This is a genomic window from Natronobacterium texcoconense (genome assembly GCF_900104065.1).
Classification (GTDB): domain Archaea; phylum Halobacteriota; class Halobacteria; order Halobacteriales; family Natrialbaceae; genus Natronobacterium; species Natronobacterium texcoconense.
On the sequence record NZ_FNLC01000003.1, the window covers coordinates 266,854 to 290,885 of the forward strand.

General features: G+C 59.9%; 30 protein-coding genes, 1 tRNA gene and 1 pseudogene. 15 read left to right on the forward strand and 17 right to left on the reverse strand.

The window, feature by feature from the left end; translation table 11 throughout:
• Window positions 1-25: 25 nt before the first annotated feature.
• From rpl18a to ftsY, 3 genes are all read left to right on the forward strand, one after another.
• Complete coding sequence (gene rpl18a, locus BLR35_RS14875; protein ID WP_090383596.1) at window positions 26-199, forward strand: 50S ribosomal protein L18Ae; 174 nt, start codon at window positions 26-28, stop codon at window positions 197-199.
• Entirely contained in the window at window positions 196-651 is a 456-nt protein-coding gene (gene pfdA, locus BLR35_RS14880) for a prefoldin subunit alpha (RefSeq protein WP_090383600.1), read from the forward strand. Before rpl18a ends, pfdA begins: the two co-directional genes overlap by 4 nt.
• An 87-nt stretch (window positions 652-738) precedes the next feature.
• Window positions 739-1,998: a signal recognition particle-docking protein FtsY gene (gene ftsY, locus BLR35_RS14885; RefSeq protein ID WP_090383603.1), complete on the forward strand. Its 1,260-nt coding sequence runs from the start codon at window positions 739-741 to the stop codon at window positions 1,996-1,998.
• A 21-nt stretch (window positions 1,999-2,019) separates the two neighbouring features.
• Here ftsY and BLR35_RS14890 read toward each other — a convergent pair whose 3' ends face one another.
• Window positions 2,020-2,700, reverse strand: coding sequence for a haloacid dehalogenase type II (locus tag BLR35_RS14890; RefSeq protein WP_090383606.1), 681 nt, complete (start codon window positions 2,698-2,700; stop codon window positions 2,020-2,022).
• Window positions 2,701-2,797: 97 nt separating this feature from the next.
• Between BLR35_RS14890 and thiE the strand changes: the two genes are divergently transcribed.
• Complete coding sequence (gene thiE, locus BLR35_RS14895; RefSeq protein ID WP_090383609.1) at window positions 2,798-3,463, forward strand: thiamine phosphate synthase; 666 nt, start codon at window positions 2,798-2,800, stop codon at window positions 3,461-3,463.
• Complete coding sequence (gene thiM / locus BLR35_RS14900) at window positions 3,460-4,293, forward strand: hydroxyethylthiazole kinase (protein WP_090383612.1); 834 nt, start codon at window positions 3,460-3,462, stop codon at window positions 4,291-4,293. The genes thiE and thiM overlap by 4 nt, the downstream gene beginning before the upstream one ends.
• 60 nt (window positions 4,294-4,353) lie before the next feature.
• On the opposite strand, the gene BLR35_RS14905 is transcribed toward thiM, so the two are convergent.
• On the reverse strand, window positions 4,354-4,749 hold the full coding sequence (locus tag BLR35_RS14905) for a ribbon-helix-helix domain-containing protein (protein ID WP_090383614.1): 396 nt from the start codon (window positions 4,747-4,749) through the stop codon (window positions 4,354-4,356).
• A gap of 360 nt (window positions 4,750-5,109) precedes the next feature.
• Between BLR35_RS14905 and BLR35_RS14910 the strand changes: the two genes are divergently transcribed.
• The 3 genes from BLR35_RS14910 to BLR35_RS20365 all read left to right on the forward strand — a co-directional run bounded on the left by BLR35_RS14910 (window position 5,110) and on the right by BLR35_RS20365 (window position 8,212).
• On the forward strand, window positions 5,110-6,180 hold the full coding sequence (locus BLR35_RS14910) for a glutamate--cysteine ligase family protein (protein WP_090383617.1): 1,071 nt from the start codon (window positions 5,110-5,112) through the stop codon (window positions 6,178-6,180).
• A gap of 860 nt (window positions 6,181-7,040) precedes the next feature.
• Window positions 7,041-7,823: a helix-turn-helix transcriptional regulator gene (locus BLR35_RS14915; protein ID WP_090383619.1), complete on the forward strand. Its 783-nt coding sequence runs from the start codon at window positions 7,041-7,043 to the stop codon at window positions 7,821-7,823.
• Window positions 7,824-7,906: 83 nt separating this feature from the next.
• On the forward strand, window positions 7,907-8,212 hold the full coding sequence (locus BLR35_RS20365; protein ID WP_139169304.1) for a hypothetical protein: 306 nt from the start codon (window positions 7,907-7,909) through the stop codon (window positions 8,210-8,212).
• 78 nt (window positions 8,213-8,290) lie between these two features.
• Here BLR35_RS20365 and BLR35_RS14920 read toward each other — a convergent pair whose 3' ends face one another.
• From BLR35_RS14920 to BLR35_RS20375, 3 genes are all read right to left on the reverse strand, one after another.
• On the reverse strand, window positions 8,291-9,139 hold the full coding sequence (locus BLR35_RS14920) for a hypothetical protein (RefSeq protein ID WP_090383622.1): 849 nt from the start codon (window positions 9,137-9,139) through the stop codon (window positions 8,291-8,293).
• A 113-nt stretch (window positions 9,140-9,252) separates the two neighbouring features.
• Entirely contained in the window at window positions 9,253-9,990 is a 738-nt protein-coding gene (locus BLR35_RS20370; protein ID WP_139169305.1) for a hypothetical protein, read from the reverse strand.
• The gene (locus BLR35_RS20375; RefSeq protein WP_139169306.1) at window positions 9,987-10,661 is read right to left on the reverse strand and encodes a hypothetical protein; all 675 of its coding nucleotides are present in this window, start codon (window positions 10,659-10,661) and stop codon (window positions 9,987-9,989) included. Before BLR35_RS20375 ends, BLR35_RS20370 begins: the two co-directional genes overlap by 4 nt.
• Window positions 10,662-10,762: 101 nt before the next feature.
• On the opposite strand from BLR35_RS20375, the pseudogene BLR35_RS14925 reads away from it, so the two are divergent.
• Window positions 10,763-11,019: pseudogene (locus BLR35_RS14925) on the forward strand (IS630 family transposase); the annotation flags it as partial.
• 332 nt (window positions 11,020-11,351) lie between these two features.
• Here BLR35_RS14925 and BLR35_RS14930 read toward each other — a convergent pair.
• From BLR35_RS14930 to BLR35_RS20775, 5 genes are all read right to left on the reverse strand, one after another.
• A tRNA-Arg gene (locus tag BLR35_RS14930) sits at window positions 11,352-11,455 on the reverse strand.
• Complete coding sequence (locus BLR35_RS14935; RefSeq protein ID WP_170831048.1) at window positions 11,446-11,883, reverse strand: group I intron-associated PD-(D/E)XK endonuclease; 438 nt, start codon at window positions 11,881-11,883, stop codon at window positions 11,446-11,448. Before BLR35_RS14935 ends, BLR35_RS14930 begins: the two co-directional genes overlap by 10 nt.
• A gap of 36 nt (window positions 11,884-11,919) precedes the next feature.
• Window positions 11,920-12,297, reverse strand: coding sequence for a YccF domain-containing protein (locus BLR35_RS14940; RefSeq protein WP_090383627.1), 378 nt, complete (start codon window positions 12,295-12,297; stop codon window positions 11,920-11,922).
• 55 nt (window positions 12,298-12,352) lie between these two features.
• Entirely contained in the window at window positions 12,353-12,748 is a 396-nt protein-coding gene (locus BLR35_RS14945) for a hypothetical protein (protein WP_090383629.1), read from the reverse strand.
• Between the two features lie 89 nt (window positions 12,749-12,837).
• Window positions 12,838-12,978, reverse strand: a complete 141-nt coding sequence (locus tag BLR35_RS20775) for a hypothetical protein (RefSeq protein WP_170831049.1) — start codon at window positions 12,976-12,978, stop codon at window positions 12,838-12,840.
• 117 nt (window positions 12,979-13,095) lie between these two features.
• On the opposite strand from BLR35_RS20775, the gene BLR35_RS14950 reads away from it, so the two are divergent.
• The 3 genes from BLR35_RS14950 to BLR35_RS14960 all read left to right on the forward strand — a co-directional run bounded on the left by BLR35_RS14950 (window position 13,096) and on the right by BLR35_RS14960 (window position 15,651).
• On the forward strand, window positions 13,096-13,860 hold the full coding sequence (locus BLR35_RS14950) for a class I SAM-dependent methyltransferase (protein ID WP_090383631.1): 765 nt from the start codon (window positions 13,096-13,098) through the stop codon (window positions 13,858-13,860).
• Window positions 13,861-13,907: 47 nt separating this feature from the next.
• Window positions 13,908-15,302 carry a phosphoglucomutase/phosphomannomutase family protein gene (locus tag BLR35_RS14955; protein WP_090383634.1) on the forward strand — a complete coding sequence of 465 codons (1,395 nt, stop codon included), beginning with the start codon at window positions 13,908-13,910 and terminating at the stop codon, window positions 15,300-15,302.
• A 70-nt stretch (window positions 15,303-15,372) separates the two neighbouring features.
• The gene (locus tag BLR35_RS14960) at window positions 15,373-15,651 is read left to right on the forward strand and encodes a hypothetical protein (RefSeq protein WP_090383635.1); all 279 of its coding nucleotides are present in this window, start codon (window positions 15,373-15,375) and stop codon (window positions 15,649-15,651) included.
• A gap of 32 nt (window positions 15,652-15,683) precedes the next feature.
• Here the strand turns inward: BLR35_RS14960 and BLR35_RS14965 are convergent, their stop codons facing one another.
• The 7 genes from BLR35_RS14965 to BLR35_RS14995 all read right to left on the reverse strand — a co-directional run bounded on the left by BLR35_RS14965 (window position 15,684) and on the right by BLR35_RS14995 (window position 21,434).
• Window positions 15,684-16,730 carry a complex I subunit 1/NuoH family protein gene (locus tag BLR35_RS14965; protein WP_090383638.1) on the reverse strand — a complete coding sequence of 349 codons (1,047 nt, stop codon included), beginning with the start codon at window positions 16,728-16,730 and terminating at the stop codon, window positions 15,684-15,686.
• A 140-nt stretch (window positions 16,731-16,870) separates the two neighbouring features.
• Entirely contained in the window at window positions 16,871-17,518 is a 648-nt protein-coding gene (locus BLR35_RS14970; protein ID WP_090383641.1) for a helix-turn-helix domain-containing protein, read from the reverse strand.
• Between the two features lie 64 nt (window positions 17,519-17,582).
• Entirely contained in the window at window positions 17,583-18,269 is a 687-nt protein-coding gene (locus BLR35_RS14975; protein WP_090383642.1) for an alpha/beta hydrolase, read from the reverse strand.
• Window positions 18,266-18,892 carry a VOC family protein gene (locus BLR35_RS14980; protein WP_090383644.1) on the reverse strand — a complete coding sequence of 209 codons (627 nt, stop codon included), beginning with the start codon at window positions 18,890-18,892 and terminating at the stop codon, window positions 18,266-18,268. The genes BLR35_RS14975 and BLR35_RS14980 overlap by 4 nt, the downstream gene beginning before the upstream one ends.
• A gap of 2 nt (window positions 18,893-18,894) precedes the next feature.
• Complete coding sequence (locus BLR35_RS14985; protein ID WP_090383646.1) at window positions 18,895-19,497, reverse strand: NAD(P)/FAD-dependent oxidoreductase; 603 nt, start codon at window positions 19,495-19,497, stop codon at window positions 18,895-18,897.
• 129 nt (window positions 19,498-19,626) lie between these two features.
• A complete protein-coding gene (locus BLR35_RS14990; RefSeq protein WP_090383648.1) occupies window positions 19,627-21,096 on the reverse strand; it encodes a dihydrolipoyl dehydrogenase in 1,470 nt (489 codons plus the stop codon).
• Window positions 21,097-21,185: 89 nt separating this feature from the next.
• Window positions 21,186-21,434: a type II toxin-antitoxin system HicB family antitoxin gene (locus tag BLR35_RS14995; protein WP_090383651.1), complete on the reverse strand. Its 249-nt coding sequence runs from the start codon at window positions 21,432-21,434 to the stop codon at window positions 21,186-21,188.
• A 117-nt stretch (window positions 21,435-21,551) separates the two neighbouring features.
• Here BLR35_RS14995 and BLR35_RS15000 point away from each other — a divergent pair, with 117 nt between their 5' ends.
• The 3 genes from BLR35_RS15000 to BLR35_RS15010 all read left to right on the forward strand — a co-directional run bounded on the left by BLR35_RS15000 (window position 21,552) and on the right by BLR35_RS15010 (window position 24,004).
• Window positions 21,552-22,091, forward strand: coding sequence for a winged helix-turn-helix domain-containing protein (locus BLR35_RS15000; protein WP_090383653.1), 540 nt, complete (start codon window positions 21,552-21,554; stop codon window positions 22,089-22,091).
• Window positions 22,088-22,540: a toxin-antitoxin system TumE family protein gene (locus BLR35_RS15005; protein WP_090383656.1), complete on the forward strand. Its 453-nt coding sequence runs from the start codon at window positions 22,088-22,090 to the stop codon at window positions 22,538-22,540. Before BLR35_RS15000 ends, BLR35_RS15005 begins: the two co-directional genes overlap by 4 nt.
• A gap of 72 nt (window positions 22,541-22,612) precedes the next feature.
• Window positions 22,613-24,004, forward strand: coding sequence for a signal recognition particle protein Srp54 (locus BLR35_RS15010; protein ID WP_090383658.1), 1,392 nt, complete (start codon window positions 22,613-22,615; stop codon window positions 24,002-24,004).
• Window positions 24,005-24,032 lie beyond the last annotated feature (28 nt).

The following is a 24,032-nucleotide window of genomic DNA, read 5'->3' on the forward strand; positions in this document are numbered from 1 at the left end:
CCGACTGCCTGCCGGAGGAATAGCCATGAGCCAGTTTACGGTGACCGGTCAGTTCAAGGCCCGCGACGGTTACGCGGAGTTCGAGAAGACCATCGATGCCGAAAACGAAAACGTCGCCCGCGAACACGTGCTTTCCCAGCTCGGGAGCCAGCACGGACTCAAACGTACCGAGATCGATCTCGAGGAGGTCAGCCAATGAGCCAGCAGCAACTCCAGCAGCTCTCCCAGGAACTCCAGGAGATCCAGCAACAGATCGAAGCCCTCGAGGAGAACGTCGAGTCGATCCAGCAGGAGAAGTTCGAGGTCGACGAGGCGGTCGAGGCCCTCGAGACCCTCGAGACGGGCTCGACGGTGCAGGTGCCGATCGGCGGCGGTGCGTACCTCCGTGCCACGATCGAGGACATCGACGAGGCGATCGTCGAACTCGGTGCCGACTACGCCGCCGAGTTCGAGGAAGACGACGCCGTCGACGCTCTCGAGAACAAGAAGGAGCACCTCGACGACCGGATCGACGAGGTCAACGAGGAGATCGCCGAACTCGAGAGTGAAAGCGAGAAACTCGAGCAGCAGGCCCAGCAGCTCCAGCAGCAGGCGATGCAACAGCAGATGCAGCAGATGGGCCAGGGACAGGGCCAGAACCCGGACGAATAACACGCCGAATCCGTTCACGCACGCGCAGCGGGACGACTCCCTCTCGCAGTTTCCCACTCGATTTACCCGCCATCCACACCACGATCCATGTTCGATAACCTGAAAGACAAGCTCGGAAGCTTCCGCAAGGACGCCGAAGAAGCCGCCGAAGAGAACGTCGAAGAAGTCGACGAAGAAGAGACGGTCGAAGCCGACGAGCCACCAGAACCGGACGAGCCCGGTGTGGACGGCACGCCGTCCGACGTCAGCGACGCTGGCGCGGCGACCGACGTCGAAACCGCCGAAGCGGGAGCCGAACTCGAGACGGCCGAGACGGAACCGCTCGAGACCGAACCCGAACCGGAACCGGAGACGGACGACGCTGCGACCGGCGTCGACGAACCGGAGCCGACCGAAGAGGGAACGACAGACTCTGTCGAAGACGACGAAGAGAAACCGGCCGAAAGCGAGGATAACAGTACCGGATTCGGCCGGAAAGCCAAGTCCCTCGTCAAAGGGAAGTTCGTCATCGAGGAAGAAGATCTCGAGGACGCACTGCACGAACTCGAGATGGCGTTGCTCTCGAGCGACGTCGAGATGAACGTCGCCGACGAGATTCTGGACAACATCCGTGACGAACTGGTCGGGGAGACCCGGACCTTCACGACTTCGACCGGCGAAGTCGTCGAGGAGGCCCTGCAGGAGGCGATCCACGACGTGATCAGCGTCGGCCAGTTCGACTTCGACGAGCGCATCGCGATCGAGGACAAGCCCATCACCATCGTCTTCACCGGCGTCAACGGCGTCGGCAAGACGACCTCGATCGCGAAGATGAGCCGCTACTTCGAAGAGAGAGGCTTCTCGACCGTGATGGCCAACGGGGACACGTACCGTGCCGGCGCGAACGAGCAGATTCAGGAACACGCCGACGCGCTCGATACGAAACTCATCAGCCACGAGCAAGGTGGCGATCCCGCAGCCGTCCTCTACGACGCCGTCGAGTACGCCGAGGCTAACGACGTCGACGTCGTCCTCGGCGACACCGCCGGTCGTCTTCACACGGACGAGGGACTGATGGACCAACTCGAGAAGATCGATCGCGTCGTCGACCCCGACATGACGCTGTTCGTCGACGAAGCGGTGGCAGGCCAGGACGCCGTCAACCGCGCTCGAGAGTTCAACAATGCTGCCGAGATCGACGGCGCAATTTTGACGAAAGCCGACGCCGACTCCAACGGAGGCGCGGCGATTTCGGTCGCACACGTCACCGGGAAACCCATTCTGTTCCTCGGCATCGGCCAGGGCTACGATCACCTAGAGCGGTTCGATCCCGACCAGATGGTCGAACGGCTGCTCGAGGACGACTGAACGGTCGTCGAGATTCTCTTCCTACGTAAGTAGTTCGACCAGCCCCTCGAGACCCTCACCGATCAGGTCGGGCTCGGGGCCGAACGGCTCCCAGGGAGTTTTCTTCCGGTCGATCCAGACGCCCTGCATTCCCGCCTCGATCGCACCCTGGACGTCGAACCACATCGCCGAGACGTGAGCGATCCGATCGATCGGCGTCCCCGTTCGCCCGGCGGCGTGGCGATAGAGGTCCGCGTCGGGCTTGAACGTCGGCAGTTCGTAGGCGCTGATCGCGTCCTCGATCAGCTCGTCGATTGCTGCGACGTCGACCATCGACGAGAGCATCTCGGGCGTCCCGTTCGAGAGGACGTAGAGGTCGTACCCCGCGTCGTCGAGGCGCTCGAGGCTCTCGCGGACGTCGTCGAAGGGCTCGAGGTCGTGGTAGACCGAGAGGATCTCCTCGCGCTCGTCCGGCGTCGTCTCGATCCCGTGGGCCGCCATCGCGTACTCGAGGGCGTCGCGGTTGACGTCGTAGAACGACGCGTCGGTGCCGAGAACGGTTCCGACGAAGGTGTACTGCAGCGATCGTTCGCGCCACGTCCGCGAGATCGGTTCGGGGTCGTCCACACGGTCGGCGAGCGCGGTCTCGACCGCGTCGACGTCGACCAGCGTACTGTAGGAGTCGAACGTCACTGTCCTGACGCTGTCCGGGTCGAAGGACATATCATTCGCTTCGACGAGGAGAGACAAGAACCTCCACCAGCGGCAACGACTCGAACCGACCGAAGTCGCTTAGTGACCGCCCGCCGCCATCTCGAGTATGGATCCGGCGAACTGGCGTACTTACCTCATCACCCAGGAATCGATCTCGAGTGGCCGCTCGACCCTCGAGATCGTCGAGGACGCGATCGCGGGCGGGATCGACGTCGTTCAGCTACGCGAGAAGGAAACGGAGGCCCGGTGGCGGTACGAACTCGGCCTCGAGTTGCGGGAGGTGACTGCGGAGGCGGGCGTCGACCTGATCGTCAACGACCGCGTCGACGTCGCACGGGCGATCGACGCCGACGGCGTCCACGTCGGCCAGTCGGACCTGCCGGTCTCGGTCGCTCGCGATATTCTGGGTCCGGACACCATCGTCGGCTGTTCGGCCTCGACGGTCGCAGAGGCTCGAGAAGCGGAAGCCGAGGGTGCGGACTACCTGGGTGTCGGCTCGATCTACGGGACGACCTCGAAAGCGGTTCCGGAGGAAGAATCCGGCGTCGGTCCCGAGCGAGTCGCAGAGATCACCGACTCGGTCGCGATTCCAGTCGTCGGAATCGGTGGCATCACGGCCGAGAACGCAGGGCCGGTCGTCGCGGCAGGGGCTGCTGGCGTCGCCGTCATCTCCGAGATCACGACCGCCGAGGACCCACGCGACGCGACCGAGGCGCTGCGCTCGGCCGTCGAAACGACGAAGACCGTCGGCGGCGAAGGGAGAAGCGAATGACCCCAGAGATCGACGTCACCAGCGACGGGCTCGCGGAATCGCTTCGGACCGTAGCGGACGGGCAGCCGCTGATCCAGGCGCTGACCAACGAGGTGACGATGAACGACGTGGCGAACCTGATCCTCCACTGGGAGGCGTTACCAGTGATGGCCGACTCCCCCGGTGACGCCGGTGAGATGGCCGAACTCGCAAGCGCCGTCCTGCTCAACATCGGACAGGTGCCCGAAGGGAAAATCGAGGCGATGCAGGAGGCCGCCCGGAAAGCGAACGAGCGGGACATTCCGGTCGTTCTCGATCCAGTCGGCGTCGGATCGACGGCCACCCGGGAGTCGGTCGCGAAAGACCTGCTCGAGGAGGTCGACTTTGCGATCATCAAGGGCAACTACGGCGAGATCAGCACGCTCGCCGGCGTCGACGCCGAGGTCAAGGGCGTCGAATCCGTCGGCGACTACGAGGAGATCGAACGGGCTGTGACGTCGCTCGCCGACTCGAGCAACGCGGTCGTCGTCGCCTCCGGGGTCGAGGACGTCGTCGGCGACGGCGAGGGAGCCTCCCGGCTGACCGCAGGTCACGAGATGCTCGGCGAAGTCGTCGGCACCGGCTGTATGCTCGGCGCGACGCTGGCGGCGTTTGCCGGCGCGGTCGAAGACGTTCACGCGGCCGCCCTCCACGGGACGCTCGCGTTCGGACTCGCGGGCGAGCGCGCGGCGGAGATGACGTACAACGGGCCGGGAAGCTACCGGACGAACTTCCAAGATGCCGTCTACGGATTCACGCCCGAGAGCGCGTCGGACGTCGACCTCGAGTCGCGAGTCGACCGTCTCGACTGATCGCTCGAGCGGGCGGCAGGAAAAACGGTCTACACGTCGACGGGCGACAGAGCCGGTTTCTCACTCCTGTTCGTCGGACGTCACACCCTGTACGATCAGATCGAGAAGCATCGCCTTCGGACTCTCAGGTGGGTGACGCGTATCGATCAGTTCGTAGGCCGTTTCGACGTCGCCCCGTACCGCACACTGACGAACGCGACTCGCCGTCCGGAGGAACTCCGACGGCTCGGCGGTCTGGATGAACTCGGCCGGTTCGGGGTCGTCGTCCTCGAGCGCGCTCTCGCGAATCTCGTCGAACTGCGTCAGCGTCGGCTCGTAATCGTCCTCGAGTTCGGTGAGCAGATACTCCACGGCGAAGCGCTGGAACTCCGACTTATTGGTGAATTCGCCCTCGTCGGTGTGTGCCTGGACGAGTGCCATCACCTCCTCGGGGAACCGAACCGTCGACTTGACCATAGTACCGCCATCTCGTGAAAGAATATTATAAGCTTTGGACGAGGAACCGGGTCGTCACAGAGGAGGCAGACCAGCTTGGCGGTGAGAGAGCCGTCGAAACCGCCAGCGAGCGTGTTCTTCGGTTCGAGTCCGGGACGTAGCGATGGCTGTAGGCCCGGATTTACTGAGGTATGTGGTAGCTACTATCAACCCCCTACCCTGCCAGCGCAGGCTCAACGCCTTCACGTGGTAGGAGCCTACGTCGATATCCACAACGGTGGGCCGGCGGCGACGCCGGCTGTCGATTCGGTTCTCGGCTCCAATAGACGGTACAGGACAGTCGAGAGCGACAGCACCAGCGGTCGAATACGGAGACAACTCATGAAAACCAGCCTCGAGGTCGAGTACTGGGTCGTCGACGACGACGGCGACCTGGTCTCGCCCGACACACTGCTCGACGTTTCGGATCAGATCGATCCGGAGTTCGTCGAGCCGATGATCGAGCTCAAAACGACGCCGTGCTCGTCGATGACGGAACTCCGGTCGGAGTTTCGCGAGCTACTGGCGACCGTCGTCGACGCCGCCCACGAACAGGACAAGCGGCTCGTCCCACTGGCGACGCCGCTACACGCCGCGCCCGACGAGCTTCCGTACCGGAACAAGCGCGGAACCGACCTCCAGCGACGGATCGTGGGCCCAACGTTCGACGACGCCCGCGTCTGTGCCGGGACGCACATGCACTTCGAGCAGTCGAACGTCCCCGCCCAGTTGAACGCCCTGACCGCGATCGATCCCGCGTTCGCGCTCGTGAACAGCTCCTCGCACTACCGCGGCGAACCGATCCTCGCGTGCGCTCGACCCTACCTCTACCGGCGCTCGTGTTACGGCCCCTGTCCCGAACAGGGCCAGCTATGGTCGTACGTCGACAGCGTCGACGAATGGGAGGCGAAACTCGAGACCGCCTACGACTGCTTCCGCGAACGCGCGCTCGAGCACGGCGTCGACCCCGACGAGTTCGACGACGAGTTCAGCCCCTACGACGCGGTCTGGACCCCAGTTCGACTCCGGAAGGCGATGCCAACCGTCGAGTGGCGCTCGCCCGACGTCGCATTGCCGAGCCAGATCTTCGCACTCGCGGAGACCGTCGGATCAATCGTCGAGCACGCGGACGCCCGCGGCGTAACCTACGAGGGATCGAACTCGAGCGGCGGACTCGTCCTCCCCGACTTCGAGACGGTCGAAACGGTGACCGACGCCGCGATCTACGACGGCCTCGAGGACGAACGCGTCCAGGAGTATCTGCGACGGCTCGGCTTCACACCCGACGCATACGAGCCGCTTTCCGGTCGACTGCCCAACTCGAGGGTGACAGAACGGGAAGCGAAAGGACTGCGACTCGAGGCCGCGAGTCAGCTGGAGCGAGAAGTTGGGAAGGGCCGGGCTCGAGCGTAAGTTAGTTTTTGAGCGTTAGAATCGCTCGCGGATGTCTCGTGTTTCTTCGATGGCATCGGTCTCGAGAAGAGTGACGATTCCATCAGATACGGGTCGTGCCCGACGCGGTCGCCTGTCCGGTACTGGTAGAGATTGAAAGCGTAGATTCGTATGTGGGACCATCCCGCTCAAGAACTTGATTGACAGCTACAACCAAGCAGCAAAGAGACGAACTCACGTTCAAGATAAGCTTCAATATTATTTAGTAGACACTACTTTTTATGCCAGAGAGTCATATTGCTCGCAAGAAAGATAAGGGATAATTTAATTGTCCCCACTGTGGCATTCATGCTCGACAATATGGTGGAGAATCATTTTGGATAAACACGCATGAAGAACGAGTAAAATCTGATGTTCACGCTTCAACGAGTTACCAACATTGTATGGCGAGAGTCAGATTGGAAGCAGGCGCGATCCCAACCGAAGTCTCGACCGACGGAGAAGATGGTATCGAAGAAGTCACTAAAGTAGCTACGACGTGCCAAGACTGGCAGTTTAGTCAGTGGGCCAGTGTCGATGGACAGTGTGTTCGCACTGAACCCAGCATATTCGAACTATAACATGTGCGATACACGGCCCTGTAAAGTACCATTTTCGGCGATGATTCTCGGTTTCTCGTGAACGTTTTGACCGGCATCCGCAACTCTACATCACCTTGAGAAAGAGGTGTCGCTGATCTCCTTGCTCTTCCTTCATTGGAAACGCTGATAACCAGACAAACTTTATCAATCTTAAATACATCATATTGAAAGGCACCACGTTAGCTATCCCCCACCATTATATCCATCAGCTATAAGTTACTTTTCGCAATACATAGAGTCATGGATTGGGAGAAAGCGCACGCCGCCTACATGGTCCTCCACAAACGGTTGTCAATATTCAAACGACTCCTCGATGCCCCAGCTTATCAAAACCAACTGGTCGACGAGGTAGACGCCTCACAGTCGACGGTTTACCGTGGACTCAACCAACTCGAAGATCACAATCTAGTGGAAAAACAAGATGGTATGTATATACCAACAACGTTCGGCCAAATCGTATATACACAGTATGACCGAACCGATGAAATCGTCCGGACCTTTGCAGAATCGAAGCGGTTACTTGAAACCAAACAACAAATTGGAACCGTTCTTGACCCGTCCATCGCTCGTAATGCAACGACACATGTGATCGGGGAGATGAGATCCGATCTTGTGTACGAATACCTTGAAGAACAAGTCTCTGGGGCGTCCAAAATGGGTGGTGTCGTGCCGACTATTTTTAGGCCTATAGTAGAGACGTATTTGAATAAGACAGCAGCAAACCAACTGGATGCTGAATTTGTCTTCGGCAAGGAAGCGACTGAACAAGTGCAAACAAAGCTCAGTGACGAATTCAAAAGCCTTTTTAACACCGGGAATTTCGATGCATATTCGTACTCAGGTGAAATCCCGATGGGGGTAGTCGTAATCACAGAACCCGTCGAACATGTTCTTGTCGTTATTCACGACGATATTGGGGTTGTTCGTGGTATCATTGATTCTAAGGACAGAACCGCAATTACGTGGGCAAAAGACTGGTATTCAAAACATGAAGCCGAGAGTACACCGTTAACACTCTCCTGAATCCCTTTCTGGAATAAGTCGATATAACCCCTCAATCAATAACAAACCAATATATTTCGCCATAAAAATAACAAGTAGTATATATGGTGCCTGAACCACTTTTAGGATCTCGAACGGAAACATTCCGATGGCTAATCAAGGAAGTTCTTGTCATAGCATCTATTGTAGTATTTTGGGGTGTTGTAGTCAGTCTGATTAATGCAACCCAGAACGCAACGAACTTCTTCTTAGAAAACGCTGGAGTGGATTTCATGCTCCGTAGAGAGATCCTTTCTGCATCAGGACCTCTTTGGGAAGTAGCTCTTATCATTATTGTTGGCTCGGCTTTGCTTTATGCCCTTGTGCGGACCAAAACAATAACGCCTCCTGAAATAAGGAATAATGCATAGGTCCGACAGCGATCACTCTCGGGACTGAGTGATCTCGAGTATCCGTACTCACAAATGGACAGTTCTTTGTGGGGATTTCTATTCTGTCTCTGCGTCAGCGGTATCTTGGTCATCAGTGGATAGTTGTCGTGTCGAACGCCAGAGGTACAGGCCACTGACGAGTATTACGCTCCATGTTATCAGGACCAATTCGAGCGCATATGCCAGTATATTCGTCTCGGTGAACATGTGGAGATACGGTGCTATGAGCCCCATTCCGAGCAGTGCGATTCCATACCCAGTCAGCGTAAGGACGGTCTTTGGATAACTCTCTCTTGCCCTTACTGCGGCTACACCAATTGCGAGTGACAGCGGGGCGAACAGCACGAGCTTAATGATATGTTCTTCACCGACAGGACCGATTGTAGGTTCACTACCCGAGGGATAGGTTTCTATGACAACATACGTCTCACCTTCGTATTCGACAATCGTGAGTTCACTCTGCACTGCCGTCCCTGGCGCATAGATGCTATCAGTCGGGAAGGATGGTGGAGCCTGTTCGTAAGCATCACAAGTGAGAACCCAGTCGCTACATATCTCCATCGTATATGGTTCTCGGTCTGCTAAGTCTATGTACGAACTGTATTTATCTTCGACAGGAGGGTTGTAGACTTCTTTTTGTTGTTCCTCGTAGATGGTCATGAAGAGGCTCTGCTTCTCATCGTCGAGGTCTTCCAGCGGTGTGGGATCGATGTCGTCCGACGAGTCGTTCTCAGTCGCTATCCCCCAAGGTTCAATTTCCTCCGTCGTTGAATTGTGGGCAATATAGTACTCCGGGGTTTCAAACTCAGACTCGTACGCGCCGCTGAACACGGCAGGGAAAAATATCCCGCCGATTAGCAAGACAGCCACGAACAGCGATAACCCCAGCAAATGTCTCGGTTTCATTAATAAATGTGTACTCGAGGAAACATAAGTTCCTTATGGTGTATCAATTATTATTTTGCGAAGTATATTCTATATTTACTTGCAACTTGTAGTCTGTCAGAAGGTACCACTAATTAGTAGAAATCTACCTCATCCTTGTGTTCGTTTGCTTCAGAAGTAGCACAAAAAGTTAAATCGGGTGTGACTTCATCCGGGGACCCATTATCATAGCAACTATCGCAGGGTGCAGGGTTATCTCCATAATCAGTCTGGCCTGTGTACCAGGTGCGCATCGGTGTAACTTCGTCGAACGACGTGATTCCACCCATTGAATGATCCCAATTTCCATGACTGTAATCTGAGCAATCTTCTGCAGGTGCTGAATAATGATCTGTTTGATACCAGACGAGTGTGTGGAACACCTCATGGATTACAGTATTCTTAAAGGTTTGGGTGCCAGAGTCATAGAGATAACTCCCCATCACCGACGAGTTGACGTTCGCTGTAGCAATTGCGCCTTCGTTATCGAAGTCATCAGCACCCCACCCTTTTCCTACTGCACCTCTTGCGGCGCCAGCATTGAGCCCATCAATTATAGGAAGATCACCATACGAGTGGAATATTAACAGGTGGATATCGGTTGGAATAGGGTCCCTCGGGAAATTATCTTTAACATGTTTTGCAAAGCTATCAAGCAAATCAAAAATATCGCTATGATCACTGACCCCTTCATATGGTTCTGTGCCACCGTTTATATTAAAGTCATAATCTACTTGCTCAGCTAGATCTTCGACGGCATCAATAGCGTCATCTATGTCACTATCGTCTACATTGACATGTTCCCAAACATAAATATTGAGTGTCTGACTCATTCGAAATCACCCACGTTTGAGATGGTCTGGAAAGTAACCTCACCGAAATTTTCTATCTCGATCGTAGGAGTCAGTTCCTTTTCTATCGTTTCTTTTTCTTTACCTTTGCTGGGAACACTTACTGGCTGCGGATCTAAAGACATGGTTTCATTTTCGCCCGTTGGAACCTCAATTTTGTTTCCGCCAACTCCCACTGTTATCCTACCGTTCTCTTCTTTATTGACTCGAATTGCTGGAGTCTGAATGACTTCAGCAACACTCGATCCAGATTTTGCATTCTTCCGCTCATCCAATTCAATACTAACACCTGACATTTCCTTTCTCACAATCTCTGTTGGCAGTTCTTTCAAGCCATTGTAGGCTAGGAGGTTATTGGAAGATTCTATTTTCTCTGTAATCTCATCGGAAGTTATCGGAACAACAACTTCGTTATCATCCGTAACGCCATATCCCATTGATGGGTTACAGATAACTGTATCTGGGTAAACATCTCCGTCATAACGGAGGCCCATCTCTGCGAAATAGGCCGTACCGGTTTTTTCTATCTCTAATTCTTCAGCACTAACGATACCAGACCCAAGAGTAGCACCCGCGACACCAGCAATTCCAATGGTTTGTAGCACTTTACGTCTGGTGTGATCGCCATCTGTCGATGAATTCTTCGACACCATAGATGACACTAATGAAGAACAGACCATTATAATTATCTACTGAATTTATATCCACTAAATTATCAATCTTTCAGTCTTTGATAATATTTTCAGGCCGGTGCGAGATAGTGCATAACAAGCGTCCTGAATGATGAGGGCGAAAGTTGGGTCCTCGGCGACAAAATCTGTACAGATAGGACAACTGTTGTCGGTTTTTGTGGCGCTTCGCATCCACAACCATGCGACAATTCACATCGACTAAGGTAGGTCGATGATCCAACACTCAAGCGACCGCAGGTGAAGATAGACTGACCATCGGTTGGATGCTATACGCTCAAGGGCGAGAGCGTCTTGACATTCCCCTGAAGATCAATCGAAACGATTCAACTAAATCTGATCTTTATACGGCTGAAAATATTGCTCTGTAGTTCTGTATGGAATATATTCCGATGTTTATTACCCGGGAGTACATCATATGGAGTAGAATCGCCAGCAGGGACAAAGGGTCATTATCACAGATAACGAAAACGGCTCGAAACACAGGGTCAAAATCAGGTGAAGTCCACGCCGTACCGCATATCGATGCGTGACGAGTGAGAACGGGCACGATGGGATTTGAACTACGCCGTCGGCTCGCTATCGCTCGCCGCCGTCTAGTTCAAATCCATCTCATTGTACTGCTGTCGCTCACGGATTGTTCGCGACAGCAAGCGGGCACGATGGGATTTGAACCCACGACCGTCGGATGTCTTCCCCCACCGCAAACCCGGCAGGGATAGAAGTCCGACGCTCTTTCCGGACTGAGCTACGTGCCCAAGGTCGTATTGAGTACGTCACTAAGCTTGTATTCGTCAGCCCAATTTATACCCTTTGACTGGTTGTTACTGGGCGGCTCGACGCGAAGGACCATCTCTGAAGATGCCGCGTCATCTATCGGGATCAAATACGCTGATTCCAGCTCCCAGCAGTAAACTGCGAAGTAGTCTATGGAGTCCGTGTAATCATCGTACGAATTTCCGGTCCTTCTGGGGCGTGTGCTCTTCGTGCTAAAGATAACTTTCCCGTCCTTGTACCGCCCAGTTTTGCACTGGATTCTGAGATACTTATCGTTCTTCTCAATGACGCAATCATATCTGTGGTTCTCTCCAAATGGAGTCAGCACTGCTAGATCGTGGCACACGAACTCTGAAAGAAGCCGGGCTTCAGTTTTTTCACCCTGAGACTTCGGGCAACTTTCACTCATTAGGTATCCAACATAAAACATGATGGTTTAAATTTGTTATCCGTGGAACCGGTAGAGCGAGGTCACGAACGGCAACCGATTCGCCATCCAGATCGCAATCGGGAGCCCGATGATCGTGATCGCGAGCAGTGCTGTCAGGTTCGCCCAGAAGAAACTCAGCCACCAGCCGACGAACACGAAGTAGAGCGCCCGGATCAGCAGGGAGTGCTGGCCGCGCTCGAGTCCCGGCCGCCCGAGTGACCGCGGCTCCTGTAGCGTCAGCACAGTCGGAACGAGATTGACGACCTTGATCCCGATCGGTGCGAGGATCACGGTCACGTTCAGCGCCCACGCGATGTTCACCACGATGGGCGTCAGCCACCAGCCGACGAGCAGGAACCAGATCGCCCGAACGAGGACGGACCGTTGTGCCATACTCGATCAGGGCACGCAACGAGGATAGGCGTAGCGGTTCGGGACTGAAACGGACTCAGTCCTCGCCCCGGCGCTTCACGAACGCCTGGATCGAAAGCAGGAGATACGCGACACCGATCACTCGCACGCCTCGAGTGAACGCGTCGTTCCACTCGACGTCGTCGGGACGGTCGTACACCAGTACGGTCGCGAGGTCGCGGTAGACCCGCGGGAACAAGAGTAAGACCGCGCCGAAAGCGCCCGTGAGGTTCAGCAGCCAGCCGTACGCTCGCCCACCGAGAAGACTGGCCGCGACGATGACGACTCCCTCCGTTCGGATTCCCGACTCGAGCCAGGATCTGGTCGAACACTCGTCTGGGTTGTCGACCGCGACGGACTCGAAGAGGGCGACCATTCGGTCGGGAAACAGTGCTGCGAGTACGCCGAGAAAACCGATGAACGGCCGTGCCATAGCTGTCCGTTCCACCCACTGGAAGATAAGCATCTCCGATGGTCCAGAGAGTTAGTCCCGACCAGTCGTCGCCCGCGAACGCCGTCAGTTCACAGCCCGAGAAAGCGGAAGAACAGCCCGATCAGCAGGATTACCAGGCCGATGGCCGCGCCGACCAGCGGCGGCAGGATCGGAATCGGGATCAGTATCAAGAGGATGCCGACGACGACGAGTATCGTGGACAGGCGCATAGCGGCCCCACCACGTCCAGGGGCAAAGACTGTGGGGCACTCGAGGCGGACGGTTCGGACGACGGACTGGAACAGTTGAGCGTAACGACTTTCCGTTTTGATTGAATGTGCTTACCAATGGACAACTCAGACGACCGCTATCGCGACGAACGCGCCCGGTTCTACGACGCGTCCCTCGAGGACGCGGGTCGGCCGGACGTCGAATTCTACGTCGATCTGGCTCGAGAGGCCGACGAGCCAGTTCTCGAGACGACCTGTGGCACCGGCCGGATCTACCTGGAACTCCTCGAGGGTGGCGTCGACGCCGACGGCTTCGATCTCTCGGCGGCGGCACTCGAGGTGTTGCGTGAGAACGCCGCGGAACGAGGTCTCGAGCCGTCGGTGTGGCGGGCGGACCTGACGTCGTTCGAGCCGGATCGCCGGTACGGGCTCGTGACGTGTCCGTTCAACGCAATTCAGAATCTAACGACGGTCGGCGACCAGTTAGCGGCATTGCAATCGGTCCACGAGGCGCTTGCACCCGGTGGCCGGTTCGTCTTCGACGTCTTCGTTCCGGGGTTCGACGTCATCTGTGAGACCTACGGCGAGTGGGAGTCCAGGGAGATCGAGTACTGCGGTGAGACTCACGAGGTCCGCTCCCGTGCGCGGATCGCCGACGAGGTCGAACAGCAGTTTACTGTCGAGACGGAACTGTACGATCCCGACGGATCGCTCGTATTTGCCGAGGAGGATCTACTCTCGATGCTTCCGAAGCGACAGGTCGAACTGCTCGCCCGTCACTCTCCGTTCGAATCACACTCGGTGACCGGCGACTTTACCGACGAACCGCTTTCGGACGGCCACTCGATTCAGGTCTGGTCGCTGCAGAAGGCCGACGACTAAGAGCGGCCGGCGTCGCACTTTTGCCCACTGGCGTGAAGCGAATGCGTATGGAGACGATCAGTTTCGGTACCGACGGCTGGCGGGCGACGTTGGAGGAGTTTACGACCCCACGGGTTCGGATGGTAGGGCAGGCGGTGGCGACCTACCTCGCCGACGAGGGACTCGAGGGGCCCGTCGTCATCGGCTACGACGCGAGAGAGACCTCTCGCGGGTTCGCGGAGGAACTCGCCCGCGTGCTGTGTGCGAACGGGTTCGACGTCCTGCTGCCCGAGCGCGACCGACCGACGCCGCTTGTCGCTCACGCAATCGTCGAACGCGACCTCGCAGGCGGCCTCGCGATCACGGCCTCGCACAACCCGCCGGAGTACAACGGCGTGAAGTTCATTCCCAGCGATGGCGCGCCGGCCTTGCCAGAAGTGACCGACGCTATCGCCGATCGACTCGCCGAACCCGACCCACTCCCGGAGAGCGAGTACGGAACCGTCCGAGAGGTCGACCTCGCGACGCCACACGCCGACGCGGTCCTCGAGCGCGTCGCCTCGGTGACCGGCAACGACGAGATTGCCGACGGCGAACTCACCGTCGCCTACGACGCCATGCACGGCAGCGGCCGCGGGACGACCGACGCTGTCCTCGAGCGCGCCGGCCTCGCGGTCGACTGCCTGCGCTGTGACCGTGATCCCGAGTTCGGCGGCGGTGCACCCGAACCCGCGCCGGAGAACCTCGAGGAACTGATCGACCGCGTCACGAGCGGCGACGCGGACCTGGGGATCGCCAACGACGGCGACGCCGACCGGATCGCGATCGTCACGCCCGATCGAGGATACCTCGACGAGAACCTCTTTTTCGCCGCGCTGTACGACTACCTGCTCGAGGACGCCGACGGGCCCGCGGTCCGAACCGTGTCGACGACCTACCTGATCGACCGCGTCGCCGAGGCCCACGGCGAGTCGGTCCGAGAGGTCCCGGTCGGCTTCAAGTGGGTCGCCGAGGCGATGGCAGACGGCGACGCCTTAGTCGGCGGCGAGGAGTCCGGCGGGTTCACGATCCGTGGCCACGTCCGCGAGAAAGACGGCGTCCTGATGGCCGTGCTCGCGGCCGCGATGCACGCCGAAGAACCGCTCGACGAACGGGTCGATCGACTGCTCGAGGAACACGGAACAGTCGTCCAGGACAAGATCAGCGTCGCCTGTCCCGATCACGAGAAAGCGCGGGTGATCGACGACCTGGGCGACGAAATCCCGGACGCAGTCGCCGGAACAGAGGTCGAGACCGTCAACACCGACGACGGGTTCAAACTCCTGCTTTCCGACGGCTCGTGGCTGCTCGTCCGTCCGAGCGGGACCGAACCCGTCCTGCGAGTCTACGCCGAGGCGACCGACGAACAGCGAGTTGGAGAGTTGCTCGAGGCCGGCGAAGAACTGGTCGAACCGCTGGTCTAGGGTGGGCTCGAGCGACGCTCGACTGTCGCCGAGCGACGTGTTTTTCAATTGATGGGTATTAGTCGGTCGTATGGAGTCGAATACGGACGACGGGGCCACCGAACTCGGCCAGGACGAGATCTACCTGGCGGTTCGAGAAGGCATCAAAGACGCACTGTTCGACGTGTTCGCCACAATCTTTCTCCTCGGTCTGGCGCTCGGATCTCTCTGGGCTGGTTTCCAGGGGTTTGCCGCCGCCTCGTCGGCCGTCGGATACGTCTTGGCTGGAACCGCTCTCGGTCTCGCGCTCGTGTTCGTCGCCGCGGCGTTCGATCTCGTTCCTTCCTTCCACGATCGGCTGCTCTCGTAGCCCGAGTGACCGGGAGTTCAGTACCGTCACGATCACCCGGCGAGCACCCCGACGATCACCGCGGTAACGAAGAGATTCCCGAACGAGAGCACGAGCAGCCCCTTCCAGCCGATTTCGATGAACTGGTCGATTCGAAGCCGCGGAACGGCCGACCGGAGCCACTGGGTGAACAGGAAGACGGCCCAGATCTTGGCGAGGAACCAGACGATTCCGAGTTCCGCAGGTCCGGGGCCGGCTGGACCGCCGAGAAAGACCGTTGTAACGATGGCTCCGCCGAGGAAGATGTGAACGAACTCGCCCATGTATATCAGGGTGAAGTACACCGACGAGTACTCGGTCTGGTAGCCGGCAACGAGTTCGGACGGCGCTTCGGCCATGTCGAACGGGTTTCGACCAACTTCCGCCGTCATCGCCGCCAGAAACAGCACGAACGCGAACGGGTTGACGAACGCGTACCAGGACGGGATCGCGACGCCGGCGAGCGCGACCAGTTCTCCGGACTGGGCGTCGACGATGTGACTCGTCCGTAACGTGCCGGCGAACAGGACGACCGACAGCCCCGTCACGACCAGCGGAATCTCGTAGGCGATGCTCGTGGCGACCGCTCGAAGACTTCCGAGCAGTGAGAACTTGTTTCCGGAACTGTAGCCGGCCATCACCAGTCCGAGACTGCCGAGACTCGAGATCGCGAAGACGAACGCGAGTCCGACCTCTGGATCGGCGATCTGTATTCCCGACCCCATCGGAATCACCGCGAATCCGAGCAGGGCCGAGAAGACGACGATCAGCGGTGCAAGGTCGTAGGCCGGTCGATCCGCCGCCTCGGGGATGATGTTCTCCTTCGAGAGCAGTCGGACTGCGTCGGCGACGATGATCAGTATGCCGCCCGGCCCGAGGTGAGTGACCGCGATCCGGTCCGTGAAGGCGGCGGTCGTCTTTCGTTTCGCCCAGACGACCAGCCCGGCGTTTACCAGTATCAGCGTCGCGACGAAGGCGGCCGCGACGAGCGCCGCCAGTAATCCGTCGCCGAGTCCGAGCAGTTCACCGATCCGCTCGGCGAGTACCGTGTTACTGCTCATCGCGTCCGTTCGACCTCCGTGTGCTGGCGCTGGTTTCGAACGGTCATCGCTAGCTTCGACTCGCCGAGGACGGATCGAGTAGGTTCGGACGGATTATTTCGCCCCTTTTTGTGTGCTCGAGCGTCACTGACTCCTGGGCGTCAGTCGCCGACGCCCAGTTCCGCGGCCACCAGGTTGGCGTGTGCCCGCCGGAGTAGATCCGACACGCTCGATACCGCGGAGTCGAGTTCCGCCGCAACGGCTTCCAGATCGGCGGTTCGCGGAATCTCGTAGTAGCCGAGTTCCCAGGCGGTTTCGATCGCACGACGCTGCGTACTGGTCAACGTCGACCCGGCTGCTCGCGGGGCCGAATCGATCGAGAGTACGTCGATCGACACCTCCGCCGGTATCTCCTCGGTAATCTTCTGAAACTCGTCTGCCGTCGTGACGAGCGTAAGGAGGAGTCGCCGATCGGGGAGGTACTCGACCGGCGGAACGACCGCGAGTTCGTCACGTCGAAACGCCGTCGCGAGACTCTTGTTGTAGTCGTCCAGTTCGTCTCGCAGGTACGAGTAGCAGCCGTCTTCGCCGTCGGGATACACCTCGTACTCGTCGATCTCGAGGTCCTGGAGAGCCCTCTCGTAGACGTCCGGGTCCCCCTCGAGATAGTTGATGGCCGTCTCGTAGCCGTCGGAGAGGCTGAAATACAGGAGTAGTTCGCGGTGGACGTCCGGATGTTCGCAGACGAGCGCGTGGATCGGGTGGATCGTCGCCGCCGTGTGGGTAATCGCGATCCGGATCGTTCGCATACTCTCCGTCTCTCCCCGAACCCTAAAAACGTGATACGAACGGCGATCCTCCAGGTCGTTCCGATCAGTCGTCCGTCTCGGAATCGACCAGGTCGCCGACCATCTCCGAGACGAACGCCAGTTCGTCCCGGTTGATTCCGTGACCCATTCCCTCGTAGATGTGCGTCGTCACGTCGGCGTCCAGTTCCTCGAGCACGTCGGCCGTCGCGTGGACTCGTTCCTCGGGAATGTGGGGGTCGCGGTCGCTACAGCCGAGGAAGGCGGGGGTTCCCTCGAGACTCCCCTCGCTCGCGTACGCTTCGGGGTCGTCCAGTTCGTCGCCGATGAGACCGCCGCTCAAGGCGGCGAGGCCGCCGTACCGTCGCGGGTTGCGGGCGACGAACTCGCTTGCGAGACAGCCACCCTGCGAGAAGCCCAGCACCAGCACGCGCTCGGTCGAGATGCCCGCGTCGTTGGCCTCGCCGATGGCGTTCTCGACTGCCTCGAGTCCCGACGTTCGACCAGGCTCGTTCTTCTCGACGGGTTCGAGAAACGAGTTCGGATACCAGGTGTTGGCGGCGGCCTGTGGTGCGAGGAAGGCGACGCCGTCCTGGTGGATCTCGTCGGCCATCCCGATGATGCTGCGGGCGGTCGCGCCGCGGCCGTGGACGAGGACGACGGCGGCGTCGGCATCGGAAAGCGGCGTGCCGGCCGAGACCAGCGGCTGGTCCCCGTGGGGATCTTCGCCCTGGTGACCGCCGCGTCGGCTCATTCGACGCCTCCGACGCCCGCGCTCGCGTCGGGCAGATCGTGTTCGACGACCTCGAGGCCGACGGCCTCGATCGCTTCCCGGAGGTGTTCGTCCTTGGCGTACTCCGCGCCGTCTTCCTCGCGGAGTTCCTGGGCTTTCGCCAGCACCTCGCCGCGGCGGTCGTCGGGAATCTCGTACTTGTCCGTCGAGAGTTCGATCACCAGCCCGTTGTTGTCACGGGTGTAGATCGAGTGGAAGATCCCACGATCGAAGACGTTGTAGCCGTGGCCGGCCTCCTCGAGCGCTCGCATCACGTCCTCGTACTCGTCGGGATCGACGCTGAAACAGAGGTGGTGGACGGCACCGACGCCGGCGCGCTGGCCGCGCGCGGAGGGACGGTCGTCGCTGACGAAGAAGGTCAGGATACGCCCATCCCCAGTGTCGAAGAACAGATGCGTCTGGGAGGGATCGTCCAGGTTGGGCTGGCGCAGGACGAGCGGCATCCCCAGGAGGTCACGGTAGAACTCGATCGTGTCCTCCTCGTTGCTCCCCCAGATCGTGATGTGGTCGGTCCCCGTCGTGTGGAAGGGACTGTCGGGGAGGTCGGGAGTGACCGGCGCTTCGTCCGACTCGTTTCCGGGCATGGTTACTCCGCGACGTGTTCTCCGAAGACACGTTCGGCGTCGGCAGGCACGTCGAAGTCGTGGTAGCGTTCGCCTTTCTCTTTCGAGAGGATGTTCAGCGCAGCGGCGGCACCGTCGCCGACCGCGATCGCGGCCTGCCACTCCTCGGGACGGACCACCGCGCCGACCGCGTAGGCGTCCTCGACGCTGGTCTCCATGTCGACGTCGACGTCGACGACGTCCTCGTCGGTGAAGTCACAGCCGAGTTCCTTCGCGAGTTCGCGGTTCGCACCCGTCGCGATGACGACGTAGTCGGCCTCGTACTCGTCGTCCTCGGTCTCGACGGTGAAGCCGTCGTCAGTGCTGGCGACGCTCGTTACCTCCTCACCCTGGTGGCGGTCGGCACCGAAGTCGTCGACCTGCTGGCGTGCGGTCGCCATGAACTCGCTACCGCCGACAGAGCCGATACCCAGGTAGTTGAACAGGTGGGCCTTGTGCATCCAGGTCTCGTCGCCGTCGAAGACGGTCGCCTCGAGACCGTTCTTTACGGCAAACAGTGCTGCGCTCAGACCGGCGGGGCCGCCGCCGACTACGATTACCGATGTGGGTTCGTCGTCTGCAGTCATATCGTTGCTCACAGTTACATTATGTTACCGCAGCCGTATTAACCTGGCAGGGACCCGGAACCAATCACGTAACACTGCCGTTACCGGCCGTGCCAGGAGTTAGCAGTGGGCGTTATCCCGATCGAACCGTCACTCCCGAATATCCCGCCAGTCCGGAGCCGTCGAGAACTCCCCCTCGGACAGTTCGTCGAACGCGGCGTATATCGACTCCGAGAGCGCGGGATGGACGTGGACCGTCTCGGCGACGTCCTCGACGGTTCCCGATCCGCGGTCCATCGCGACGACGACCTCCTGAATCAACGACGACGCCTGCGGCCCGACGATGTGACAGCCCAGTATCTCTCCGTCGGGTGCAGCCAGCACTTTTACGAGTCCGTCGATCTCGAGGATCGCCCCCAGTGGCGAGACGTCGAACGGGACCGTCGCCGACTCGTACTCGCGGTCCTCGTCCTCGAGTTCGCCCTCTGTCTTCCCGACGCTCGCGACCTGGGGCGAGGTAAAGATAGCGTGGGGCATGGCGTGGTAGTCGACTTCCCGACCTCCGTCTCGCGGCTCCGCCGCTCGACCGTCCGAGGCGCGTTGCGCCTCGCTATCGTCCCGGAGGGCGTTCGCCGCCACCACCCGCGACTCGTAATCCGCGGCGTGTTTGAACGGCTGATCGCCGACGACGTCGCCCAGCACCCAGACGCCGTCGACGGTCGTCTCGAGCCGTGCGTCGGTCTCGACGTATCCCGAATCGTCGGTCTCGATGCTCGTCGCCTCGAGGTTCAGAGTGTCGGTGTTCGGTACTCGCCCGGTCGCGAGCAGGAGGTCGTCGGCGGTGATTTCGACGGCGTCGTTGTCGTCGCTCGGTTCGGCGGTGACAGTTACATCACCGTCGTCGTCGTTCGCGACTGACGCCGCCTCGTGGCCCGTGTACACCTCGCAGTACTCCGCGAGCGCGTCCGTGACGAGTTCGCTCACCTCGTCGTCCTCCCGCGGGATCAGATGGTCGCTGCGGCCGATAATGGTGACGTCGGTACCCAGCGCGCCGAAGAAGTAGCCCAGTTCGGTCCCGATGTAACCGCCGCCGACGATCACGAGTTCGTCGGGACGGTCGTCGAGATAGAGCGCGTTATCGCTGGTGAGATAGTCGACGTCCGCGAGGCCGTCGATCGGCGGTTCCATCGGCCGACTCCCGACGGCAATGACGATCTGTTCGCCGCGTATTTCGTGGGATTCCTCTCCGTCGACCTCGAGCGTTCGATCGTCGACGAACCGTCCCTCACCTCGGTAGAGCGCGACGTTTTCGGACTCCTCGAGGCTCTCCGCCTGCCGGTCGGCCTTTCCGAACACCGCGTCGTGAATCGCGTCGGTGATCTCGTCGTAAGCGACGCCCTCGAGCGTTGCGTCGATTCCTGCTCGCTCTGCACGCTGGATCTCCTCCACCACGTCCGCACGGTGGATGAGCGCCTTCGAGGGGACACAGCCACGGGTGATACAGGCACCACCGAGCGGCCCGCGTTCGACGACGGCCGCCTCGAGGCCGCGGTCGGCCGCGGCGGTCGCGACCTGGCTGCCGGATCCCCCGCCGACGACGACGATATCGTACTCGGTCATGCGGGGATCGACTACGAACGAGGCCGTAAAACGAGCGCGTGCTGTGGCCGGCCTGCTTCTCGAGCGTCGGTTACAGGCTCGAGACGTCGCTACAGCCAGTCGTCGCCCGTCCCGTCCGACATCGCCTGCTCGTGCGAGGCGACGGCTTCCGCCAGGTTCGCGACCGCGTCCTCGGGCGTCTGGCCCTGGCTCGAGACGCCGCTGTCCTCGTCGTCGGCGATGTAGAGGCCGTGTTCGTTGACTCGCATCGTTACCTCCGCGTCCGCGAGCGCGTCGTGCTCGCTGGGGTCCACGTCGACGTCCGCGAGGTCGACGGGTTCCTCGTCTCCTTCGCTCATACGGGTCCGTTGTCGCCGTCGGCTGAAATACGCACCGACGCGGCCCTCCACGGCGACGATCTCACAAATATTTGCGAGTGCTAGTGATATATTGCAGTCGGGCACGTACGATCGATAGTGACCGAGTTCGATCCCGTTCCCGACCGAGACGCTATCGAGGACGTACGCTCCCGGTGGCACGAGTCGGCCGATACGTTCGATCGCGTCTACGAGACCGCCCTCGGTGTCACGGAGCCGACGTCGTACACAGAAATCGCGGAAATAGCAGCATGTTCGCCGAACGCGGCGAAGAAACACCTCAACCGACTCGCCGAGATGGGGATCGTCCGCGCCCATCGCGACGCCAAGCCCGCACGGTACGAACGCAACGACGGCTATCTCGAGTGGCAGGAAGCCAGCCGAATCGCAGCGGAGAAGACGGTCGACGAGATCGTCACCCGCGTTGAGACCCTCGAGCACCGTCGCGACGAACTGCGAGAGCGGTTCGGTGAGACCGACCCGTCCGCAGTATCTGTCTTCACCGATGGCGAGGATCACGAGGCGATCCACGAACGCATGGAGTCCATCGGCGAATGGCAGGCAATCGAGCGTGACGTTCGGCTGTACGAACTCGCCCGACGGATGGCTCAGAACGACGGGCGTCTCACTCCTGCATGACCGACGACGCGCCGTCGATGGGGCCGCCCGATCGACAGACGCTTCGGTTGCTCGAGCGACGCCTCGCGGACGAACCGATCGTGAAGGAGACAGCGTTCGAGCCGAACGGCAACGAGCCACGGACACTTTCGGCATCCCTCGATCGGGATCGGTATCCGCCGCCGATCGAACGTGCTCGAGTCGACGTCCGGTGGTACACGACGGACGACTTTTCGATTCACTACGTCGAGACTGCGGCCGACGAGCATCCTACGGCGAGCGGCAAACGATGGGAGTGTCGGTGGGACCGACATCCGAATCCGCACAACAGCCGCTGTCACTTCCATCGACCGCCCGACGGGACGGATTCGACGGATCTGGAACTGCCGTCGTTACACCCGATAGACGTCCTCTCGACCGTGATCGCCGCGCTCGAGGACCGCATCGATCGTCTCTGGGAGTCGATATAGTTCCGATTTCGAGTCGCAGTCCTGTCGCCCGTAGAAAAAGCCTTTAACGCCGTCGACCCGTATTCGAGGCAAATGGTACTCGACGATCTCGGAAGCTCCCTGCGGGGCACCCTCGACAAACTCCGCGGGAAGTCACGAATCAGCGAGGAAGACGTCGAGGAGATCGTCAAGGAGATTCAGCGGTCGCTGATCTCCGCCGACGTCGAAATCTCGCTGGTCCAGGAGCTTTCGGACAACATCAAGCAACGCGCACTCGAGGAAGAACCTCCCGCCGGCACGCCCGCGCGGGACTTCGTCCTCAGCATCGTCTACGAAGAACTGGTCGATCTCATCGGCGAGTCGACGGATCTCCCGCTCGAGGAACAGACCATCCTGCTTGCCGGCCTGCAGGGGTCCGGTAAGACCACCTCCGCCGCGAAGATGGCCTGGTGGTTCTCGACGAAGGGGCTGCGCCCGGCGGTCATCCAGACCGACACTTTCCGACCCGGTGCCTACGACCAGGCCCAGGAAATGGCCGAACGCGCCGAGGTCGACTTCTACGGCAACCCCGACAACGACGACCCCGTCGAGATCGCACGGAAGGGTCTCGAGGAGACCAGCGAGGCCGACGTCCACATCGTGGACACGGCGGGTCGTCACGCGCTCGAGGACGACCTGATCGACGAGATCGAGCAGATCGAGGGCGTCGTCGACCCCGACACCTCCTTGCTCGTGCTGGACGCGGCGATCGGTCAGGGCGCGAAAGAACAGGCGAGCCAGTTCGACGAGTCGATCGGCATCGACGGCGTCGTCATCACGAAGCTAGACGGTACGGCGAAGGGTGGTGGCGCGCTGACGGCCGTCGACCAGACGGACTCGTCGATCGCCTTCCTCGGGACCGGCGAGGAGGTCCAGGACGTCGAGCGCTTCGAGCCTAACGGCTTCATCTCCCGGCTGCTCGGAATGGGCGATCTCGGCCAGCTCGCCGAACGCGTCGAGCGCGCGATGCAACAGACCGAGATCGAGGAGGAAGATTGGGATCCCGAGGACATGTTGCAGGGGCAGTTCACCCTGAACGACATGCAGAAGCAGATGGAGGCGATGAACAATATGGGGCCGCTCGATCAGGTGATGGACATGATCCCCGGTTTCGGTGGCGGGATCAAGGATCAGCTCCCCGACGACGCGATGGACGTCACCCAGGATCGCATGCGTAGCTTCAGCGTCATCATGGATTCGATGACCGACGCCGAGAAGGAGTACCCGAAGGCCATCGGCGCGAGCCAGATCGAACGCATCGCCCGTGGGTCGGGAACCAGCGAGGAACAGGTCCGGGAACTGCTCCAGCAGTACAAGATGATGGAAAAGACCCTCAAGCAGTTCCAGGGCATGGGCTCGGACAAGGAGATGCAGCGCATGATGCAGCAGATGCAACAGCAAGGCGGTGGCGGCGGCGGCGGAATGGGCGGTATGGGTCCGTTCTAGACGCCGCGTCGCCGCTCTTCCGTTCTCG

Coding starts and splice junctions, on each gene's coding strand:
- BLR35_RS14960 (WP_090383635.1), top strand. CDS start 15,373: ATGGAGTCGAATACGGACGACGGGGCCACCGAACTCGGCCAGGACGAG.
- BLR35_RS14980 (WP_090383644.1), bottom strand. CDS start 18,892: ATGCCCGGAAACGAGTCGGACGAAGCGCCGGTCACTCCCGACCTCCCC.
- BLR35_RS14890 (WP_090383606.1), bottom strand. CDS start 2,700: ATGTCCTTCGACCCGGACAGCGTCAGGACAGTGACGTTCGACTCCTAC.
- BLR35_RS14955 (WP_090383634.1), top strand. CDS start 13,908: ATGGAGACGATCAGTTTCGGTACCGACGGCTGGCGGGCGACGTTGGAG.
- pfdA (WP_090383600.1), top strand. CDS start 196: ATGAGCCAGCAGCAACTCCAGCAGCTCTCCCAGGAACTCCAGGAGATC.
- BLR35_RS20365 (WP_139169304.1), top strand. CDS start 7,907: ATGGTGCCTGAACCACTTTTAGGATCTCGAACGGAAACATTCCGATGG.
- thiE (WP_090383609.1), top strand. CDS start 2,798: ATGGATCCGGCGAACTGGCGTACTTACCTCATCACCCAGGAATCGATC.
- ftsY (WP_090383603.1), top strand. CDS start 739: ATGTTCGATAACCTGAAAGACAAGCTCGGAAGCTTCCGCAAGGACGCC.
- BLR35_RS15005 (WP_090383656.1), top strand. CDS start 22,088: ATGACCGACGACGCGCCGTCGATGGGGCCGCCCGATCGACAGACGCTT.
- BLR35_RS14940 (WP_090383627.1), bottom strand. CDS start 12,297: ATGGCACAACGGTCCGTCCTCGTTCGGGCGATCTGGTTCCTGCTCGTC.
- BLR35_RS15010 (WP_090383658.1), top strand. CDS start 22,613: ATGGTACTCGACGATCTCGGAAGCTCCCTGCGGGGCACCCTCGACAAA.
- BLR35_RS14905 (WP_090383614.1), bottom strand. CDS start 4,749: ATGGTCAAGTCGACGGTTCGGTTCCCCGAGGAGGTGATGGCACTCGTC.
- thiM (WP_090383612.1), top strand. CDS start 3,460: ATGACCCCAGAGATCGACGTCACCAGCGACGGGCTCGCGGAATCGCTT.
- BLR35_RS14970 (WP_090383641.1), bottom strand. CDS start 17,518: ATGCGAACGATCCGGATCGCGATTACCCACACGGCGGCGACGATCCAC.
- BLR35_RS14915 (WP_090383619.1), top strand. CDS start 7,041: ATGGATTGGGAGAAAGCGCACGCCGCCTACATGGTCCTCCACAAACGG.
- rpl18a (WP_090383596.1), top strand. CDS start 26: ATGAGCCAGTTTACGGTGACCGGTCAGTTCAAGGCCCGCGACGGTTAC.
- BLR35_RS14965 (WP_090383638.1), bottom strand. CDS start 16,730: ATGAGCAGTAACACGGTACTCGCCGAGCGGATCGGTGAACTGCTCGGA.
- BLR35_RS20375 (WP_139169306.1), bottom strand. CDS start 10,661: ATGGTGTCGAAGAATTCATCGACAGATGGCGATCACACCAGACGTAAA.
- BLR35_RS14985 (WP_090383646.1), bottom strand. CDS start 19,497: ATGACTGCAGACGACGAACCCACATCGGTAATCGTAGTCGGCGGCGGC.
- BLR35_RS14950 (WP_090383631.1), top strand. CDS start 13,096: ATGGACAACTCAGACGACCGCTATCGCGACGAACGCGCCCGGTTCTAC.
- BLR35_RS14995 (WP_090383651.1), bottom strand. CDS start 21,434: ATGAGCGAAGGAGACGAGGAACCCGTCGACCTCGCGGACGTCGACGTG.
- BLR35_RS20775 (WP_170831049.1), bottom strand. CDS start 12,978: ATGCGCCTGTCCACGATACTCGTCGTCGTCGGCATCCTCTTGATACTG.
- BLR35_RS14945 (WP_090383629.1), bottom strand. CDS start 12,748: ATGGCACGGCCGTTCATCGGTTTTCTCGGCGTACTCGCAGCACTGTTT.
- BLR35_RS14935 (WP_170831048.1), bottom strand. CDS start 11,883: ATGAGTGAAAGTTGCCCGAAGTCTCAGGGTGAAAAAACTGAAGCCCGG.
- BLR35_RS20370 (WP_139169305.1), bottom strand. CDS start 9,990: ATGAGTCAGACACTCAATATTTATGTTTGGGAACATGTCAATGTAGAC.
- BLR35_RS14920 (WP_090383622.1), bottom strand. CDS start 9,139: ATGAAACCGAGACATTTGCTGGGGTTATCGCTGTTCGTGGCTGTCTTG.
- BLR35_RS14990 (WP_090383648.1), bottom strand. CDS start 21,096: ATGACCGAGTACGATATCGTCGTCGTCGGCGGGGGATCCGGCAGCCAG.
- BLR35_RS14975 (WP_090383642.1), bottom strand. CDS start 18,269: ATGAGCCGACGCGGCGGTCACCAGGGCGAAGATCCCCACGGGGACCAG.
- BLR35_RS14910 (WP_090383617.1), top strand. CDS start 5,110: ATGAAAACCAGCCTCGAGGTCGAGTACTGGGTCGTCGACGACGACGGC.